The organism is Tateyamaria sp. Alg231-49 (genome assembly GCF_900143535.1).
GTDB lineage: Bacteria > Pseudomonadota > Alphaproteobacteria > Rhodobacterales > Rhodobacteraceae > Tateyamaria.
Map to the genome: position 1 here is coordinate 345075 of NZ_FRFA01000002.1, position 17545 is coordinate 362619.

The 17545-nt window shown below is 57.9% G+C and carries 21 protein-coding genes; 17 read left to right on the top strand and 4 right to left on the bottom strand.

Annotation, left to right across the window (positions count from 1 at the left end; genetic code table 11):
* Positions 1 to 457 precede the first annotated feature (457 nt).
* Positions 458 to 1225 (top strand): VPLPA-CTERM sorting domain-containing protein, encoded by a 768-nt coding sequence (locus DHN60_RS05275; protein ID WP_108836226.1) that lies wholly within the window; start codon positions 458 to 460, stop codon positions 1223 to 1225.
* Between the two features lie 70 nt (positions 1226 to 1295).
* Here DHN60_RS05275 and mdh read toward each other — a convergent pair whose 3' ends face one another.
* Positions 1296 to 2258 (bottom strand): malate dehydrogenase, encoded by a 963-nt coding sequence (gene mdh, locus DHN60_RS05280; protein WP_108836227.1) that lies wholly within the window; start codon positions 2256 to 2258, stop codon positions 1296 to 1298.
* 167 nt (positions 2259 to 2425) lie between these two features.
* Between mdh and DHN60_RS05285 the strand changes: the two genes are divergently transcribed.
* Positions 2426 to 3181 (top strand): sulfite exporter TauE/SafE family protein, encoded by a 756-nt coding sequence (locus DHN60_RS05285; RefSeq protein ID WP_108836357.1) that lies wholly within the window; start codon positions 2426 to 2428, stop codon positions 3179 to 3181.
* Between the two features lie 116 nt (positions 3182 to 3297).
* Here DHN60_RS05285 and DHN60_RS05290 read toward each other — a convergent pair whose 3' ends face one another.
* Positions 3298 to 3630 carry a hypothetical protein gene (locus tag DHN60_RS05290; protein ID WP_108836228.1) on the bottom strand — a complete coding sequence of 111 codons (333 nt, stop codon included), beginning with the start codon at positions 3628 to 3630 and terminating at the stop codon, positions 3298 to 3300.
* 344 nt (positions 3631 to 3974) lie between these two features.
* Here DHN60_RS05290 and DHN60_RS05295 point away from each other — a divergent pair, with 344 nt between their 5' ends.
* The 15 genes from DHN60_RS05295 (at position 3975) to DHN60_RS05365 (ending at position 16018) form a co-directional block, all read left to right on the top strand.
* Positions 3975 to 4829, top strand: a complete 855-nt coding sequence (locus DHN60_RS05295) for a CoA ester lyase (protein WP_108836229.1) — start codon at positions 3975 to 3977, stop codon at positions 4827 to 4829.
* A gap of 3 nt (positions 4830 to 4832) precedes the next feature.
* Positions 4833 to 5387, top strand: coding sequence for an NnrU family protein (locus DHN60_RS05300; protein ID WP_108836230.1), 555 nt, complete (start codon positions 4833 to 4835; stop codon positions 5385 to 5387).
* A 4-nt stretch (positions 5388 to 5391) separates the two neighbouring features.
* Positions 5392 to 5595, top strand: a complete 204-nt coding sequence (locus tag DHN60_RS05305; RefSeq protein ID WP_108836231.1) for a DUF1737 domain-containing protein — start codon at positions 5392 to 5394, stop codon at positions 5593 to 5595.
* A gap of 2 nt (positions 5596 to 5597) precedes the next feature.
* On the top strand, positions 5598 to 6629 hold the full coding sequence (locus tag DHN60_RS05310) for a MaoC family dehydratase (protein WP_108836232.1): 1032 nt from the start codon (positions 5598 to 5600) through the stop codon (positions 6627 to 6629).
* 102 nt (positions 6630 to 6731) lie between these two features.
* Positions 6732 to 7967 carry a Zn-dependent hydrolase gene (locus tag DHN60_RS05315; protein WP_108836233.1) on the top strand — a complete coding sequence of 412 codons (1236 nt, stop codon included), beginning with the start codon at positions 6732 to 6734 and terminating at the stop codon, positions 7965 to 7967.
* Between the two features lie 57 nt (positions 7968 to 8024).
* Positions 8025 to 8702: a DUF1194 domain-containing protein gene (locus DHN60_RS05320; RefSeq protein ID WP_108836234.1), complete on the top strand. Its 678-nt coding sequence runs from the start codon at positions 8025 to 8027 to the stop codon at positions 8700 to 8702.
* Positions 8703 to 8855: 153 nt separating this feature from the next.
* Positions 8856 to 9239: a succinate dehydrogenase, cytochrome b556 subunit gene (gene sdhC, locus DHN60_RS05325; protein WP_108836235.1), complete on the top strand. Its 384-nt coding sequence runs from the start codon at positions 8856 to 8858 to the stop codon at positions 9237 to 9239.
* Between the two features lie 12 nt (positions 9240 to 9251).
* The gene (sdhD, locus tag DHN60_RS05330; protein WP_108836236.1) at positions 9252 to 9623 is read left to right on the top strand and encodes a succinate dehydrogenase, hydrophobic membrane anchor protein; all 372 of its coding nucleotides are present in this window, start codon (positions 9252 to 9254) and stop codon (positions 9621 to 9623) included.
* Between the two features lie 105 nt (positions 9624 to 9728).
* Positions 9729 to 11534, top strand: a complete 1806-nt coding sequence (gene sdhA, locus DHN60_RS05335) for a succinate dehydrogenase flavoprotein subunit (RefSeq protein WP_108836237.1) — start codon at positions 9729 to 9731, stop codon at positions 11532 to 11534.
* Positions 11535 to 11540: 6 nt separating this feature from the next.
* A complete protein-coding gene (locus DHN60_RS05340; RefSeq protein WP_108836238.1) occupies positions 11541 to 12374 on the top strand; it encodes a hypothetical protein in 834 nt (277 codons plus the stop codon).
* On the top strand, positions 12371 to 12703 hold the full coding sequence (locus tag DHN60_RS05345; RefSeq protein WP_108836239.1) for a hypothetical protein: 333 nt from the start codon (positions 12371 to 12373) through the stop codon (positions 12701 to 12703). Before DHN60_RS05340 ends, DHN60_RS05345 begins: the two co-directional genes overlap by 4 nt.
* Before the next feature lie 77 nt (positions 12704 to 12780).
* A complete protein-coding gene (locus DHN60_RS05350) occupies positions 12781 to 13350 on the top strand; it encodes a hypothetical protein (protein WP_108836240.1) in 570 nt (189 codons plus the stop codon).
* A gap of 85 nt (positions 13351 to 13435) precedes the next feature.
* Positions 13436 to 14215: a succinate dehydrogenase iron-sulfur subunit gene (locus DHN60_RS05355; protein ID WP_108836241.1), complete on the top strand. Its 780-nt coding sequence runs from the start codon at positions 13436 to 13438 to the stop codon at positions 14213 to 14215.
* 128 nt (positions 14216 to 14343) lie between these two features.
* Positions 14344 to 15057: an aquaporin Z gene (gene aqpZ / locus DHN60_RS05360; RefSeq protein ID WP_199913632.1), complete on the top strand. Its 714-nt coding sequence runs from the start codon at positions 14344 to 14346 to the stop codon at positions 15055 to 15057.
* 118 nt (positions 15058 to 15175) lie between these two features.
* Entirely contained in the window at positions 15176 to 16018 is an 843-nt protein-coding gene (locus tag DHN60_RS05365) for a DUF1989 domain-containing protein (RefSeq protein ID WP_108836243.1), read from the top strand.
* A gap of 238 nt (positions 16019 to 16256) precedes the next feature.
* Here DHN60_RS05365 and deoD read toward each other — a convergent pair whose 3' ends face one another.
* Positions 16257 to 16961, bottom strand: coding sequence for a purine-nucleoside phosphorylase (gene deoD, locus DHN60_RS05370; RefSeq protein WP_108836244.1), 705 nt, complete (start codon positions 16959 to 16961; stop codon positions 16257 to 16259).
* A gap of 89 nt (positions 16962 to 17050) precedes the next feature.
* Positions 17051 to 17374, bottom strand: a complete 324-nt coding sequence (locus DHN60_RS05375; RefSeq protein WP_108836245.1) for an H-NS family nucleoid-associated regulatory protein — start codon at positions 17372 to 17374, stop codon at positions 17051 to 17053.
* Positions 17375 to 17545 lie beyond the last annotated feature (171 nt).

Sequence of the window (17545 nt, forward strand, 5' to 3'; positions counted from 1 at the left end):
AAAGGTGCACAGTTTGCCCCATTTACGGTACAGCAGGAAGATTGTTGGGATGGCCGCAATGTAGTGGGTAACCATGACGTAATGGGTAACCATGAAGGGGAGCCCACAAATGCCGGACTGACGATCAAGCCATCCAGCCTTAAGCAGGATTTTAGGGGGACAGTCTTAAAACGAAACGCCCGTTTTTGGGCGCGAATCAATTCAGATCGTTTTGCATAAAGGCATGGAGAATTGCTCATTTAAGTATGCAGGTGCCTTCGGTTCGGCTTGAGGTAGAATTTGATTCTACTCTTACGTGATTCCATTCGACCGATAGGGGAATATGGCTCAAATAGCTTTTAAATGTGTCAGAATTGGAATCATCTTAGCCGATGAATTCGCGAAGGGTCGTTCCTTGGCGTTGTAAAGGGTTAAACGAACTTCGCGTTGGACTCGTATTTAGTAAAAGGAAAAAGACATGAGAAAATTTTTTCTCTCCGCCGCCGCCGCTTTGACAGTCATTGGCGCGGCCAACTCCGCATCTGCCGCAACTTGGAATTTTCAAACTGACGCGGATGCGTTCAAAAGTGCAAAGTCTTTCGAGGGTACTTTTGATCAAGTATACAGCGTCGCAGGGCTTGGCTCCAGTACCCGTGATGGAATCACTCTGAGTGCAAGCGCCACCAATACGAGTATTACGGACACCTCGATTCTAATTACTCCGTTTCTAGATGGTGGCAATGCGGGTTTGGGTGTTTGCTCAACGGGATTTGATGCAAGCGCAACAGAAAGTGGTTTTATTGGGCAAAGCCAGTGTTCGTCCGGTTACGATGAAGTCGGGAGTGGTACGTATAGGCCTGGTGACGACAACCTCGTTGCTCCAGAAATCCTGAAGCTGACTTTTGGCAAAAACGTTAGCATTACAGATTTGTTTGTGCGTAACGGCGGTCATGGCTTGGGGAACGGTTCTCTCTTCATCAGCACTACAGGCAGCACCTTCGATGCAGCCGATGAGTATTCGATGAGTTCTGGAATCGTGAACCTGGATGGGTTGGCATCTTCTTCAATGTTCTGGTTCACATCCACGGATAATGCAAATCCTGAGATTTATCTGAGCACGATGACGGTAGAAGAAGACCCGACGACACGGACGAACCCGGTCCCGGTCCCGGCGGCACTGCCCTTAATGCTTGTTGGGGTTGGTGGCCTTGGATTTATGGCCCGGCGCAAGCGCAAGGCCGCCTGAGCCAAAGAACATATCGAATGCAAAAGGCCCCAGATCGCTCTGGGGCCTTTTTTCTGTTCTGCAGTCAATCTCAGCTTAGACTGTCGTCAATGCCTTTGCACGCATCTACCAGGCCTTTGACGGCCGCGACAGAGCTGTCGAACATTGCCTGTTCGTCCTTGGTCATCTGGATGTCGATCACCTTTTCAACGCCGGCGGCACCAATCACGGTGGGCACGCCCACATACATGCCTTTGAGGCCAAGAGCGCCGTCCACATAGGCGGCACAGGGCAACACGCGTTTCTGGTCTTTCAGATAGGCTTCGGCCATCTCGATCGCTGAGGTGGCGGGGGCGTAAAAGGCAGAACCGGTTTTCAGCAGGCCAACGATTTCAGCGCCGCCATCACGGGTGCGCTGGACGATGGCGTCCAATTTCTCCTGCGTGGTCCAGCCCATCTTGACCAGATCGGGCAGCGGGATACCTGCAACTGTCGAATAGCGCGTCAGCGGCACCATCGTGTCGCCATGTCCGCCCAGAACGAACGCGGTGACGTCACGCATGGACACACCGAACTCTTCGGCGAGGAAGTGGCGGAAACGGGCGCTGTCGAGCACGCCAGCCATACCGCATACTTTTTCATGGGGCAGGCCCGAGAATTCGCGCAGGGCCCAGACCATCGCATCCAGAGGGTTGGTGATGCAGATGACAAAAGCGTTGGGGGCGTGATCGCGGATGCCTTCGCCGACGGACTTCATGACTTTGAGGTTAATGCCCAACAGGTCATCGCGGCTCATGCCTGGCTTGCGTGGGACGCCGGCAGTGACGATGCAGACGTCTGCGCCTGCCATGTCAGCATAGGACTGCGTTCCACTCATCTGAGCGTCAAACCCTTCGGATGGGCCGGACTCGGCGATATCAAGCGCTTTGCCTTCAGGCGTGCCTTCGGCGATGTCGAACAAAACGACGTCGCCCAGTTCTTTGATGGCTGCGAGGTGAGCGAGGGTGCCGCCGATTTGCCCTGCGCCGATCAGCGCAATTTTGGGTCTGGCCATGGTTGAAATTCTCCGGATCGTTGGGGTTTATTTGCGGCGTGTGCTAGCGCGCATGGGCGCGCCGCGCAAGTGCGCTGCATTGCAGCGCGAACATTCGTGATCGCTGGCAGCATATGAAGGCTTGCGCTAAAGGAGTGTTAACGCGGATTTTTTCGATCGGTCAGGACATGTTGCAGCTAGACATCTGGTTTTTTGCGATCGCCGCGCCTGCAGTCGTCTTTGCGGGTATTTCCAAGGGTGGGTTTGGATCGGGAGCGGCCTTTGCCGCGACATCGATTCTGGCGCTGATCCTAGAGCCGGGGCTGGCGCTGGGCGTGACCTTGCCGCTTTTGATGCTGATGGATGTGGCTGCCCTGCGCCCCTATTGGGGCAAGTGGGACTGGGCCATATCGCGCCGCATGATCCTTGGGGCGCTGCCCGGTGTGGCCATCGGTGCGTGGCTGTTTGCCCGTGCGGACGGGGATGTATTCCGGGTTCTTATCGGGGTGATCTCGATCGCATTTGTGATTTGGCAGGTTGGCCGCGCCCAAGGCTGGATCAAACTGGCCGAGCGCGCACTGCCGAACTGGATTGGCGGTGCGACGGGGGCTGTGGCCGGGTTCACCAGCTTTGTCAGCCACGCAGGCGGGCCTCCAGCGGCTGTGTATTTGTTGTCTCTCAAGCTTGGCAAAACAGCCTACCAAGCCAATACAGTACTGATTTTCACAGCCATCAATGTTTTTAAATTTGTGCCATACGCCTTTCTGGGCATGTTCACGGTGCAAACTTTCACGGCCAATCTGGCGCTTGCGCCGTTTGCGCTGTTGGGAACCTGGCTTGGGGTCAAGGCGCATCACCTGATGCCTGAGCGGGCGTTCTTTATGCTGACATATGTGTTGCTGATCATGACAGGGACCAAGCTGATCTGGGATGGGCTGACCTGACAAAAGGATTTTGACCGCTGCCAACGGATGAACTGAGCTCGAAACAACCTGATCAAGACACGAAAAAGGCGCACCAATTGGCGCGCCTCGCAATTTTTGCTGACCGTTTTATCTGTTCAGGCGTCGTTGCCTTTGGCAGGCAGGGCCTCGGCCAGTTCTTCAAATGCCTGACCGCTGGCAACCAGACAGGTTACGCCATTTGGCGACGTGACCGTAATCGTCCACGTGCCGGATTCTTCGGAGGCAAAAACCTCGACCACCGCATCATTAGCGCCCAACCCCATGGATTGACGGGTTTCGCCAAACCCTTCGGCCAATCGGTTCACCACCAACTCGCGCGGGCCGCAATTGCGGTTTTGCTGAGCGGCAGCCATTCCGGTTGTTACCAGATTGAACGTGGCAGCCATGACAAGCGCGCCCAGCGTTATCAGAGTTTTGTTCCGTTTCATTTGTTCAGCCTTTCGCAATGGAAGGCGTCACCTCTGGTCATCTGGCCCAACCGGATCGTCCGGTGATGACCGGGCGGCCCCGGTTCATTTCGCATCCCGCACTCTCTATTTCCGCAAAAGTGTTCAGCGGCCCAGCTGAAACGGCGCTCCCGGAGAAGTCGGAATACGAAACAAGGTGCGCTCAGGCTCTGAATTAATGGTTAACGCGCCGTGCGTCGGTCTGCTCAATTTGAATTGAGCCCGGTTCGTTACGGAATTTCACGCATTTGCGTGCGGGGGTCTTGAACTATCCGGAAATAAAATGCACCTGTCCGCGCAATATTATGACTCATCCGGAGGCGCCCATGGCCATCGCACGCCCGCTACGTTCTGTTCTTTATATCCCCGGATCCAAGCCGCGCGCTCTGGACAAGGCGCGGGGTTTGCCCGTGGATGCGATCATATTTGACCTGGAAGATGCTGTTTCCATTGAGGAAAAAGAAGCTGCGCGGGAAACTCTCGCTGAGGCACTCGCCACAGGCGGTTACGGCGCGCGCATGAAAATCGTCCGCATCAACGGCCTTGATACCCCTTGGGGCGCCGATGACGCCAAAGCAGCGCTGAACATGGACGCCGACGCAATCCTGATGCCCAAAGTGTCGGCCCCGACCGATCTCGACGCGCTGGCAGCTATCACAGGTGACACACCGCTTTGGGCGATGATGGAAACCGCACTTGGGATGCTCAACGCGGGCCAAATCGCCACCCATCCGCATCTGCAAGGCATGGTCATGGGCACCAATGATCTGGCCAAAGAACTGCAATCCCGCCCCCGTGCCGATCGTCTCGGGCTGCAATCGGGGCTTGGGCTGTGCCTGCTGGCAGCCAAAGCGCACGGCCTCGCAATCATCGACGGCGTTTATAATGCATTCAAGGATGAGGCAGGGCTGGACGCGGAATGTCAGCAGGGCCGCGACATGGGCTTTGACGGCAAAACACTGATCCATCCGGCACAAATCGACATCGCAAATGCGGCCTTTTCCCCCTCCGAGGCAGACATCGATCTCGCCCGTCGCCAGATCGAGGCGTTCGAGGCGGCAGAGGCCTCTGGGCAAGGAGTCGCCGTCGTCGATGGACGTATCGTCGAAAATCTGCACATCGTAACCGCACGTGAAACGCTGGCCAAAGCGGACGCGATAGCGGCGATGATGAAAGGATAAGCGATGTACTGGATCATTCTGGTTTTGGGTGTGGGTCTGTGGTGGGCCGCGCACCTGTTCAAACGTGTCGCGCCAGAACGGCGCGCGGCGTTAGGCGATCCGGGAAAAGGCGTCGTTGCGGCGACCATCGCGGTGGGCATCGTGCTGATGGTGATCGGCTACCGCGGCACCGATTTTATCGCGGTCTGGTTCCCGCCCGGCTTCATGGTTCACATCAACAATACGCTGATGATCATTGCGATCTATATGCTCAGCCCGGCCCCCAAACGAGGCAAGCTAATCTCTGGCATGCGCCATCCGATGCTGACAGGCTTTTCGATCTGGGCCATCGCACACCTCTTGGTGAATGGTGATCTGGCGTCGATCCTACTGTTCGGCGGCCTGCTGATTTGGGCCATTCTGACAGCGCGTATCATCAATTCCGAAGAACCTGATTGGCAGCCCGGCCCCGCAGGCACCTACGCGAAGGACGGTATGTTCCTTGCCGGGTCGGTGATCCTGCTGGGCGTGATCGGGATGATCCACAACTGGCTGGGTGTCTGGCCGTTTCCGAGTTAAACACATGAAACTATATCGTTTTTTGTCCGAAGAGGACACATCGGCCTTTTGCCACAAGGTGACTGAAGCGCTGAATAAGGGCTGGGCGCTGCACGGCAGCCCAACTCAGACATGGGATCACGCAGCCGGAGTGATGCGCTGCGGACAGGCTGTGACCAAAGAGGTTGAGGGAACATACACCCCCAACGTAAAACTCGGAGAGCAGTAACTATGGGCAAGACCAATCAGGGGCGGTTTTTTGAGGACTATAGTGTCGGCGATGTGTTGACCCATGCGGTGCCCCGGACCGTGGGGGCGGGCGAACGTGCGCTCTATCATGCGCTCTATCCGGCGCGGCACGCGCTCTATTCGTCTGACACCTTCGCCCAAAGCTGCGGTCTGACGGCATCGCCGCTGGACGACATGATCGCCTTTCACACTGTGTTCGGCAAAACTGTGCCGGACGTGTCGCTGAACGCCGTGGCCAATCTTGGTTACGCCGAGGGGCGGTGGCTGGCTCCGGTCTGGCCAGGCGACACGCTGACTTCGGCCTCAGAAGTGATCGGGGTCAAGCAGAACTCAAACGGCAAAACCGGGGTTGTGTGGGTCCGGACAACGGGGCGCAATCAGCATGGGGCACCCGTTCTGGACTATGTGCGCTGGGTCATGGTGCGCAAACGCGATATCGACGCCCCGGCCCCAGAAACGGTAGTGCCTGACCTTGCCAAAGTGGTCGCGCCTCAGACGCTTGTTGTACCTTCGGGCCTGACCTTTGATGGCTACGACACTGCATTGTCAGGAGAGCCACATCGCTTGAGTGACTACAAGGTCGGCGAACAGATTGATCATGTTGACGGTGTCACGGTGGAAGAGGCCGAGCATATGATGGCCACCCGCCTCTGGCAAAACACCGCCAAAGTGCATTTTGACACGTCAGCACGGCCTGATGGCACGCGTCTGATCTATGGCGGGCACGTTATCTCAATGGCGCGCGCCTTGTCTTTTAACGGTCTGGCGAACGCGCAGATGGTGGTCGGACTAAATGCTGGCGCGCACGCAAACCCCTGCCTGGCTGGCGACACCATCTGGGCCTGGAGCGAGGTGTTGGACACCGCCGAAACCTCTGCCCCCGGCGTGGGCGCAATCCGGTTGCGGCTGGTTGCGACCAAGGGCGGTGCGCCGTTTGCCTTGCGCGGAGAGGACGGCAAATACTTGCCCGATGTCCTTCTTAATCTTGATTATTGGGCGCTGATGCCAACCTAAGCACGTTTCGCGCCCGACCACAGCATTGATTGCGCAGAAGCGATTGCGCGCGCCTGGTAATCGGTATCATCTCAGCGGCAACCGCATGAACGGAGGCCGCACATGACACATCCCCAGATCGACGCACAACGGGTCGAGGATATGATCCTGCAACTAGGAGAGATCGGGCGGCATTCCGATACCGGCGTATGGCGCACCGCGTTTTCACCAGACTGGGTGGCTGCCAACTCTTTGGTGGCTCAGTGGGGGAGGGATGCGGGCCTAAACGTAAACTACGACACTGGCGGAAACCTGTGGGCAGTGGCCCAAGGGCGCGAAGCTGGCCCCTCGATCGTGACGGGGTCCCACATTGACAGCCAGTGTCCCGGCGGGCGGTACGATGGCGCACTTGGGATCATCGCAGGTATGGTCGCGGTCAGTGCGCTGTATGAACAATTCGGCCCGCCTCGTCGTACGCTAGAGGTTGTCTCGCTATGCGAAGAAGAAGGCAGCCGGTTCCCCACCGCAGGGTTCTGGGGGTCCCGGGCTCTGGTCGGGCAAGCAGCGCCCGAGGATTGCGATGCAGTGTGTGACGCCAACGGAGTAAGCATCGGCGCGGCCATGACCGAGGCCGGATTTGATCCCACACGCATCCGCGAGACGGTGCGCGAAGATATAACGGCGTTCATTGAATTACACATCGAACAGGGACCTATCCTTGAGGACGCGGACCTGCCCGTGGCTATCGTGGATGCCATCACCCACATTCGGCAAACCGAGGTCACGCTTTATGGCACCTCGAACCACGCTGGTGCATTTCCGATGGACATTCGCAACGATCCGATGGCTGGCTTTGCGGAAATCGCAAGCGGCGTGATCGGCCATGCAGAGGCTCTGGGCCGTCCGGCTGTCACCACCATAGGACATTGCGTGCCCAATCCCGGTGGCCGCGCCATCATTCCACGCTCGGTCACCTTTTCCATCGATGCACGCCATCCCGACCCAAAGGCCGCGCAGGCAATGTACGACGCCCATCTGGAAATGATCCAAGAGGTGGCTGCGCGGCGCGGATTGACATTTGACAGCACCATTTTGCTGGATCACCCGGCTTGCCAAAGCGACCCGGCACTTCTGGCGGCGCTCGACAGGGCGGCCGCAAAAACGGAGGTCCCAGTGATGCATATGGCCAGCGGGGCGGGCCACGATGCGCAGCAAATGGCACAGATTTGTCCTGTTGCCATGCTGTTTGTGCGCAGCTTTGAGGGGCGCAGTCATACGCCCGAAGAATTTTCAGAGCTCAGCGATTGCGTGGCCGGGATCAAAGTGCTGGCCGCTGCGCTCTACGACCTGGCGTACTGACGGATCGAACACCAACAATTCAGATGCGAGTCTGGGCCGCTCTGCTAGGGTCGCCCCATGAACCGGTTGTGCGCCCCCGCTCTGGCAATTTTAGTGACGTTCGCCGCGACGACGCAGTCGCGCGCCTGCGACCTTGCGCTGCTATTGGCAGTGGATGTGTCGGGGTCGGTGGACAAACAGGAATACCGGATCCAGATGGACGGTTTGGCCGCCGCTTTACGCGATGGGATCGTCGCTGACGCGCTCGTGGATCAGCAAGCGCAGATCGCGCTGATCCAGTGGACAGGGTCTTCGCGCCAGCGCCAGACAATCCCATGGACTGCGATGCGCACCTATGCGGACGTACTGGCCCTCGCCGATCAGATCGAAGCCGACCCGCGCATCTGGCGCAACTTTTCAACGGCCATTGGCGAAGCACTGGAAGTGTCGCGAGCAGCGCTTGCGCCGGTGGCGCATTGCACGCGCCGCGTGATCGACGTTTCGGGTGACGGGGAATCGAACGAGGGGATCGAACCTGCGACCCAGCGCGCCTTGCTGAGCGCCGATGATGTCACCGTGAACGCGATCGCTATTGAAACCGACGATGCAGATCTGACCGCCTACTTCTTTGAAAATTTGATCACTGGCCCCGGGGCCTTCGTCGTGACAGCAAACGGATTCGCGGACTACCCGGAACAAATCAAACGCAAATTGCAGCGCGAAACGACGCGGCAGGTGACGGATGTCGCGCAATAGGGCGTTTTCGTGATCACAGCCTTTTGCCCTGTGATCACGAATTAGAGAAAACCGCAATTGTGCGCCAATTAACCGCGCCATGGACCCGCGTGGGGTACGTGACACCGGCGTAGAATAGAGTATCAATAGGGCAGGGAACAAAAAGGACGCATTATGGCCGACGTCAATCGGGGCAATCGCCCGCTCTCGCCGCATCTTCAGATTTACCGTCCACAGTGGACGTCTATTTCCTCAATCATGGTGCGGATTACGGGCATCGGTTGTCTGCTCGCGTCTGTGCTGGTGGTGGCCTGGCTTTTGGCCGCAGCCTCATCCGAGGCGGCCTTTGCAGTGGTCGATGGCTTTTTGCGCAGTGTGCTGGGCACTCTGATCCTGACGGCGGCGACATGGGGCATCTTTTACCACATGCTTGGACGGCTGCGTCACGTGCTGTGGGACTTTGGATACTTGGTCCGCGTGGAAGTGTCTGAGGACATGGCCAAGGGGATGTTTATCCTCGCAACCCTTCTCACAATCTTTGTTCTGGTCGTCACCTGAGGAGGGGTTGATATGCGCTATTTGACAGATCGCAAACGTGCGTCAGGGCTGGGATCCGGTCGTGAAGGAACGCATCACCACTGGCAGATGATGGTTAGCTCGATCCTTCTGGTTCCGCTGGTCCCCATCCTCGTGATGCTTTTCGGGGGAGCACTTGGAGGCACCCACGAAGAAGTGCTTGCCTATTTCAGCCGCCCAATACCGGCGATTCTGATGGGCCTGTCACTGATCGTGATCGTTGTGCACCTGATGCGCGAGACGCATGCCGCAATCGAAGACTACGTGCATGGCACTGCAGGAAAGCTGACGCTGATCGCTACGACGGCGTTTTCCTACACGATCATTGCTGCCGGGTTGTTCGCAATCGCGCGCATCGCACTTTGAGTTGCCAACGCGCGTTTCGCGCGATGAATTTAAACACCGGCGCGGTTCCCCGCGCAAAGATGACAATGGCGCCCGGCGCCAAGCATGAAACAGGAGGCCTGACAAATGGCTGCATATGATTACGAGACGCATGAATATGACGTCGTGGTCGTGGGTGCCGGTGGTGCCGGACTTCGCGCAACGCTGGGCATGGCCGAACAGGGACTGCGTACCGCCTGCGTGACCAAAGTGTTCCCGACCCGCTCGCACACTGTCGCGGCCCAAGGTGGGATCGCTGCGTCGCTGTCCAACATGGGCCCAGACAACTGGCAGTGGCACATGTACGACACGGTCAAAGGATCTGACTGGCTCGGCGACACGGACGCGATGGAATATCTGGCGCGCGAAGCCCCCAAGGCGGTTTACGAGCTGGAGCATTACGGCGTGCCGTTTTCGCGGACCGAAGAGGGCAAAATCTATCAGCGCCCCTTTGGCGGCCACACCACTGAATTTGGTGAAGGCCCCCCGGTACAACGCACCTGTGCTGCCGCTGACCGGACTGGCCACGCGATCCTGCACACGCTTTATGGACAAAGCCTCAAGAACAATGCCGAATTCTACATCGAATACTTCGCCATCGACCTGATCATGTCCGAAGACGGCGTGTGTCAGGGTGTGCTGTGCTGGAAGCTGGACGACGGCACCATGCACCTGTTCGCCGCCAAAATGGTCGTATTGGCCACCGGTGGCTATGGCCGCGCTTACTTCTCAGCTACTTCTGCCCACACCTGCACGGGCGACGGCGGTGGCATGACGGCACGCGCCGGTTTGCCCCTGCAAGACATGGAATTCGTGCAGTTCCACCCGACCGGCATCTACGGTGCCGGGTGCCTCATCACCGAAGGGGCACGGGGCGAGGGCGGCTACCTTACCAACTCCGAAGGCGAGCGGTTCATGGAGCGCTATGCGCCGACCTACAAAGATCTGGCCAGCCGCGATGTGGTGAGCCGATGCATGACGATGGAAATCCGCGAAGGGCGCGGCGTGGGAGATCAGGGGGATCACATCCACCTGCACCTCAACCATCTGCCCAAAGAAACGCTGGACCTGCGCCTGCCGGGTATCTCGGAATCCGCCCGCATCTTCGCAGGTGTAGACCTCACCAAAGAACCGATCCCGGTTCTGCCCACCGTGCACTACAACATGGGCGGCATTCCGACGAACTACTGGGGCGAAGTGCTGGCACCAACCAAGGACAAGCCTGACAACATTTCGCCCGGTCTGATGGCTGTAGGTGAGGCGGGCTGTGCGTCCGTTCACGGCGCGAACCGTCTGGGTTCGAACTCGCTGATCGACCTTGTGGTGTTTGGCCGCGCGGCCGCGATCCGCGCCAAAGAGGTTGTGGATGCAGACGCGCCTGTCCCAACACCAAACCAGCGCTCGGTCGAGGCTGCGTTCTCGCGCTTTGACGGTTTGCGCTATGCCAAAGGCCATGTGCCAACGGCTGAACTGCGCCTTGAGATGCAGAAAACCATGCAGGACGACGCTGCTGTTTTCCGCACGGATGAGACACTTGCCGCAGGCGAGGCCAAGATGAAGGACGTCGCAGGCAAGCAGGCTGACCTCAAGGTCACAGACACCTCGCTGGTCTGGAACTCGGATCTGATGGAGACGCTGGAACTGACGAACCTTATGCCAAACGCGGTGGCAACGATCACAGCTGCTGCGGCGCGCAAGGAAAGCCGGGGTGCGCACGCGCACGAAGACTATCCAGACCGCGATGACGAGAACTGGCGCAAGCACTCGCTTGTCTGGTTCAAGGGCAACGAGGCGTCTCTTGGCTTCCGTGGGGTGCACCTAAACCCGCTCACCAGCCACAATGACGGCGGCATCGATCTGAAGAAAATCGCGCCAAAGGCGCGGGTCTATTAAGCCTTTATGACCCAAGGCCAGACCTCCCCGGACCCGCACACATTGGCCCCCGGCCGTGTGTTGCGCGTCTACGGGATGCGGCGGTCAGGCAACCACGCAATCATCGACTGGATGATGCGCAACGCGCCCGAAGCGGCGGGGCTGTTCCTGAATAATTGCAAGCCGAACCGCGATCCCCTCAAAACGGCCAGTGGTGTCGCAGTGTATAAAGACGGTGTCGAGATTCAGTGTGACCGGGCAAAAGACAAGGTGCGCGCAGCCGGTGAGGCTCCGTTCACCTTGGTCAGCTATGAAGATCGCATGCCTTCGCCGGCAAGCATTCCACTCTTTAATGCACCGGAAACCAGCGTCATCATATATCGCAGCTTTCTGCACTGGGCGGCATCGCTGCTGCGTAAAATACAGGGCAATGCGGGCTACGGCCCGCTGGAACGAATGCGGGTAATGATGCAGGCCATGCGGACATATGACGAAATGCTGGGCCGGACGCAGGACGCGGATGTTGTCTCCGTCTGCTATGACGACTGGATGGGTGACGAAGACTACCGGCGCGCCGCACTTGATCGGCTGGAACTGCCGGGGCGCGACCTCGACCTTGGGGCGGTGCAACGCTATGGGGGCGGGTCGTCCTTTCAGGGCAAAAAGACAGAGGCCGCTGACCTCGATACCGGGCAAAGGGCCGCGCAAATGGCCAGTGATCTCGAATACCAACTTGTTCTATGGACAGCCGCGCGCGACCTTGTGTTCATGGAGCGTCTTGCCAACATTTTCCCTCGGGACGCAAAACGGCTTTCTGGTTTGCTCGACACTGCAAAAGCTGAGGTAACCTTGCCATCATGATGCGCGCATTGGCCCTGACCGCCCTGATCACACTCACCGCATGCGAAGAGGCGACGCGCGCCGTCGATGACGCAGCTCGGCGCAGCGCCAAACTGGCGGTGTCCGAAGCCGTCGTGACCCGCTTCCCTGCCGTGCCCAAGGAACTGATCACGCCATTTACCGACTGTGTGATCGATAACGCCTCGGCAAACGAAATAGGCGCGTTCGCTCGGGATGCGGTGATTGGGGTGACCGAGGAAACGGCGACTCTTGTGCGCACGGTGCTGGAACGGCCCGAAACTCAGACTTGTGTTGTGCAGGCAGGGGCAAATGTCCTTGGCACAGCGTAAAAGGAACGACATTATGAATGGGACGATTCTGATCAGGGCGCTGCCCAAGACCACTGATTAAAGGACACCTTTCCCTCATGCGTTTGAAAACACTTTTGGCCGTATTGGCCGCGCTGGCACTTTCAACCACGTTTGCTGCGGCCGATATTCCGCGGTCCGCTGCACAAAAATGCGCTGAGCAAACACGCGCTCCGGGCAACTATTACCTGTCGGATGCGCCGGGTCTGCCGCATGTTCTGCCAAGCCCGGACGGAACGGTCGATGGGGCCGCACGTATCAACGACTGCCTCAAGGATGCCTACGCCGTCCAATACGGTGCCAGACTGGGCGAAGTTTCTCAGGGAGCTTTGGCAGAAACCGGAGGGGTGGACGCAGCACAAAAGTGTAGACAAACGCGCAACGGGCAAGTCGTTGTCGGGACTGTTCTGACTGCAGGCATTATCGCGGCGATTGGTGAACCCTACACAGCAGCGACCATTGGCGGTTTGATTGGTCTGAGCCAGGGGGTCAAATATTCCAACCAGGAATATGCTAAGTGCGTGAACGCGGCCGCTCCTCCAGTGAACCCGAACGCTGCGATCTACACGGGATGTAGCCGCCGGAACGGAGTGATGAGCGGTGGCACACGGCTGTGTGTGGCACCTTGACCAATTGCACTCCGTATCCCCGGTTGGATACAGTTGCATACAACAACTCTAGTGCGCCGATCTTGCCTATCGAAAGGATCAATAAATGGTTCAGCTGACGCTGCCGAAAAATTCCCGCATGCAGACAGGGAAAACCTGGCCCAAACCCGAAGGCGCGACAAACGTTCGCAAATTCAGCATCTACCGCTGGAACCCGGATGACGGCAAAAACCCGCAAGTAGACAACTACTTTGTCGACATGGACACCTGCGGGCCGATGATTTTGGACGCGCTGATCAAGATCAAGAACGAGATTGACCCAACGCTGACCTTCCGCCGCTCCTGCCGCGAAGGGATTTGTGGGTCCTGCGCGATGAACATCGACGGGATCAACACGTTGGCGTGCATCTATGGCATGGACGAGATCAAGGGCGACGTCAAAATCTACCCTCTGCCGCACATGCCCGTGGTCAAGGATTTGATTCCGGACCTGACGCACTTCTACGCCCAGCACGCATCCATCATGCCGTGGCTGGAGACCAAGACGAACCGCCCGGCAAAAGAGTGGAGGCAGTCCATCGAGGACCGCAAAAAGCTGGATGGTTTGTATGAATGCGTGATGTGCGCATCCTGCTCAACGTCTTGCCCCAGCTACTGGTGGAACGGCGACCGCTACCTTGGGCCAGCCGCACTGTTGCACGCATACCGCTGGATCATCGACAGCCGGGATGAAGCAACGGGCGAGCGTCTGGATGACCTCGAAGACCCGTTCAAACTCTACCGCTGCCACACGATCATGAACTGCGCCAAGACATGCCCGAAGGGTCTGAACCCTGCTGAGGCCATCGCGAATATCAAGAAAATGATGGTCGAACGCACAGTCTGATCGCACCCAATTACCAATCCCGAAAACGCCCTGCGCTACCGCGTGGGGCGTTTTTCTTTTGAGACTTGCGCAATTTTTTTCCCCATGACGCCTTATTGAAGGCTATGCATCTTCTTGCGAAGTTGCGGATGCGACAATTGCGGAAGGAAAATACAATGAAAAAACCACTCGCCGAGTTTATCGGCACATTCACACTTGTCTTGCTTGGCTGCGGTGCAGCCGTCATCGCGGGGGACGCAATCGGGTTCGCGGGCATCAGCTTTGCCTTTGGCCTTGCGCTGATCGGCATGGCGTACGGCATCGGTCCGGTCTCGGGTTGCCATATCAACCCTGCTGTTACATTGGGCGTTGTCGCATCCGGTCGGATGAGCGTAGGCGACGCGATCCCCTACATCATCGCGCAGGTCGCAGGTGGTATTGCCGGTGCTTTGGTCCTTATGATCATCGCAAGCGGGCAGGCAGATTACTCGGTTGCAACCAATGGGCTGGGGCAAAACGGATGGGGGCCAGGGGTCTTCAACGAATACTCCATGGCGGCCGCATTCATCTTTGAGGTGGTAGCAACCTTTCTCTTTGTGGTCGTGATCCTTGGGGCCACAGGCTCTAACGCACCTGCTGCAATGGCTGGCCTCGTAATTGGTCTCGCGCTTGTTGTGATCCACCTTGTGGGCATCAGCGTCACCGGCGTTTCGGTGAACCCGGCACGCTCCATTGGGCCTGCCCTGTTTGTCGGCGGCACTGCGATCGCGCAGCTGTGGCTGTTCATTGTGGCGCCCATCATTGGCGGCGTTGCCGCGGGTATTCTTTTCAAATCAGGCTTGCTCGATCCCGACGACGCCTGATCTGCGGAACAACTAACTGGAAAAGGCCGCCCGTCATGGGCGGCCTTTTTCGTTGCGACATCAATGGCATTCGCCGCCCGGTTCCGTATGATCAGCGCCAGGTAGCGAAAGAGAGTTCATGACCCAACCGACAGACGCCGACGCCCGCCGCGCAATTGCGCCCGTGATCTGCTATCCGCCCGACACGCTGCCTGCGCCGGACATGGCGCTCTACGGTAAGGCGCGCGAAACCATGACCAAAGTGGATGAGGTCATCGCGCAACCACGCGAGGCTGCCTGCTTTGAAGTGCCGGCGGGTCACATCTTTCGCATCTCCTCGGTCGAGGGACCTCAGGTAGGTGATCTGAATCTGTGGAACGCAAATGATCTTTCCGAGCGGTTTTATTCCGGCAAAACCCGTGCCTTGCATGGCACCCACATCACAACAGGTGAGCGGATGTGGTCCACGTTCCCCGCTCTGCGTCCCATGGCCACGATCATTCATGACACGCTTGGCTGGTACGGGATCGATCAATACGGCGGTTCGGTGCACGACGTGATCGGCACGCGTTGCGACCCCTACACTGGCAATCTGCTGCAAGGCGGGCACTACCACCATTGCTGCCACTCAAACCTGACGCGTGCGCTAGCTGACCACACTGGGATGACGCTGGCCGAAGCAGAACCGCATGTGCACGACGTCATGAATGTCTTTATGTGCACGGGTTTCACACGCGACACAGGCCAGTATTTCATGAAGGCCAGCCCGGTGCGCCCCGGCGATCACATAGACTTTTTCGCAGAGATTGATGTGTTGGGTGCTCTTAGCGCCTGCCCCGGGGGCGATTGCGGATCCGAGCACACGTCAGACGTCGCGCCGTGCCATCCGCTCAAGATTGAAGTGTTTGCCCCGGCCCCGGGTGCGCTTGATGGCTGGTCTGGTCCGTTGCCAAATGGCTATGACCGAAGCCACGGGCGTTGAGGAAGCAGAGGTCTATCTGAAACACTCTGCCAAAGGCCCCGGAAACCGGCTCGGCGCGCAACCGCTGCATTAACAGGGCCTTATTGCGTTTCGCGCACATCCTGACGGCATGTGGCGGTCAAAATTAGTAGAACCCTACCGGGCCGTGTGGCCATAGCTGCACGCCCTAAGTACGGGGTGTGGCAAGCCAAAATTAGGCTTAGCTGGGTGAATTGGCGTATTTTTCAGGAGTACCAGGTCAGGAAAACGCCGCTTCCAGCGCAATCTCCACCATGTCACCAAAGCTCTTTTCACGATCCTCGCTAGGCAATGCCTCACCGGTCTGCAGATGGTCGCTCACAGTCAGCACAGCCAAGGCGCGCCGGCCATGACGCGCAGCGAGAGTGTAGAGTTCCGCCGCCTCCATCTCGACCCCCAGAATGCCATGGCGCACCATTTGTTCGTCAAGATCGGGGCGTTCTGCGTAAAACACATCAGAGGAATAGATCCCACCGACATGGGTTGTGGACCCTTTGGTTTCTGCTGCCTTAACGGCTGCACTCAGCAATCCGTAGTCGGCACAGGGGGCATAATTCAGTTCGCGAAAAATGCCGGAGGACGGGGACGTAATTGTGCTGGCTGTCATTGCGATAATCACATCGCGGATGCCGACATGGGATTGCATGCCCCCACAAGACCCGATCCGTATCAGAGTCTGCGCGTTGTAGTCGGTGATCAATTCGTTGGCGTAGATCGACAGGGATGGCATGCCCATACCCGAACCCTGAATGGTGACGCGATTGCCCTTCCACGTCCCGGTAAAGCCCAGCATGCCCCGGACTTCATTGACCAACTCTGCACCGTCCAGAAACGTCTCCGCTGCCCATCGGGCGCGATATGGGTCGCCCGGCATCAAAACGGTTGGGGCAATCTGGTCTGGCTTCGCGCCGATATGCACTGTCATGGGTTTTCCAATCCAAAGATGACTCGCCCAAAGACTAGCGCAAAACATATCGGCGATACGAGGGGGACCTCGCATCGCCAAACATCTGTTCAGATCAGCAGATCGTCAGCGCTTTTGCCGCCAGACACGGCAGCTTTGAACCAATTGGGCTGGCGCCCTTTGCCAGTCCAGGTTTGCGTCGGGTTTTCTGGATTGAGATATTTGGCTTCGGCCTTTGAGCCTTTGCCTGCACCTTTTCCGGCGCGTTTGCCTGTCAATTCTTCAAGGGAGAAGCCGAATTCAGCGGCCGCTTTCTGGGCAGCAGAAAGCGCGTCCTGTTTCTCTTTCTTGCGCAAATCAACAATGGCTTTGTCGACATCGTTGCGCAGTGCTTCCAACTCGCTACGGTTCATTTTTTCGAGTTTTACGGCCATGCTTCTTCTCCGAAAAATTTTCAATATCACTTCGTATTTGCGATTTTTTTCGGAAATTCAATGGGCCGGATGATCCAATTTGTGTCAGCGGCGGGCGATTGCTCGTTTGCCGTGATTTGTTCGACCACCGGTGGAAAAGCTTTGCGTTGATTGCAAAAATATGCAGCGTCA